The 777-nt window shown below is 72.8% G+C and carries 2 protein-coding genes; one reads left to right on the top strand and one right to left on the bottom strand.

Going from position 1 to position 777, the window contains the following annotated elements; translation table 11 throughout:
* The coding region (locus VTU_RS0106750) for an NUDIX hydrolase (protein ID WP_010102586.1) at window positions 1-520 on the top strand (520 nt) is incomplete at its 5' end.
* A 15-nt stretch (window positions 521-535) separates the two neighbouring features.
* On the opposite strand, the gene VTU_RS31240 is transcribed toward VTU_RS0106750, so the two are convergent.
* On the bottom strand, window positions 536-777 hold a 242-nt coding region (locus VTU_RS31240), incomplete at its 5' end, for a signal peptidase II (RefSeq protein WP_010102585.1).

Here is a 777-nt window from a genome sequence, read left to right as displayed (position 1 = left end):
GCAACTGGCCGTGTGCAACCCGCAGGGGGAGCGGCTGGCCACGGTGGAGCGCGGTGCCGTGCGCGTGCTGGGCGTGGGAACGTGCGCCGTGCACCTCGTGGGTCTGGCGTCCGATGGCCGCATGTGGGTGCAGCAGCGCGCGCGGGACAAGCCCAACGACCCGGGGCTGTGGGACACGCTGATGGGCGGCATGGTCGGCGCCGCGGACACGCTGGCGCAGGCGCTGGCGCGCGAGACCTGGGAAGAGGCGGGCTTGCGCGTCGCCGATCTGGTCGGCGTGGCGCACGGCGGCCACGTGCTGCTCGAGCGCCCGAGCAGCGACGGCGGCGGCGCGGGCTACATGGTCGAGCGCATCGACTGGTTCCGCGCCCGGCTGCCCGACGGCATGCTGCCCTGCAACCAGGACGGCGAGGTGCAGCGCTTCGAGCTGCTGCCGCCGAGCACCCTGCGCGCGTGGCTCGTGCAGGGGCTGTTCACGCTGGAAGCCGGCTTGGTGATCGCGGGGTTTCTCGGGCTGTGAGCGTGGCGCGCGGGGTCAGCGCCCGCGCCGCACCCGCAGCAACTCGTCCAGGATGAGGCAGGCAACGCCCAGGGTGATCGCCGCGTCGGCGAGATTGAACGATGGGAAATACCAGCCCGCATGGTGGAACTGCAGGAAATCGACCACGTGGCCGTGATGGTCGGCGCCGCGGACACGCAGGCGCGCGAGACCTGGGAAGAGGCGGGCTTGCGCGTCGCCGATCTGGCCGGCGTGGCGCATGGCGGCCACGTGCTGCT

The sequence above is a fragment of the Verminephrobacter aporrectodeae subsp. tuberculatae At4 genome (assembly GCF_000193225.1).
GTDB classification, from domain to species: domain Bacteria; phylum Pseudomonadota; class Gammaproteobacteria; order Burkholderiales; family Burkholderiaceae_C; genus Acidovorax; species Acidovorax aporrectodeae.
This window is presented reverse-complemented; position numbering and strand designations above follow the sequence as displayed.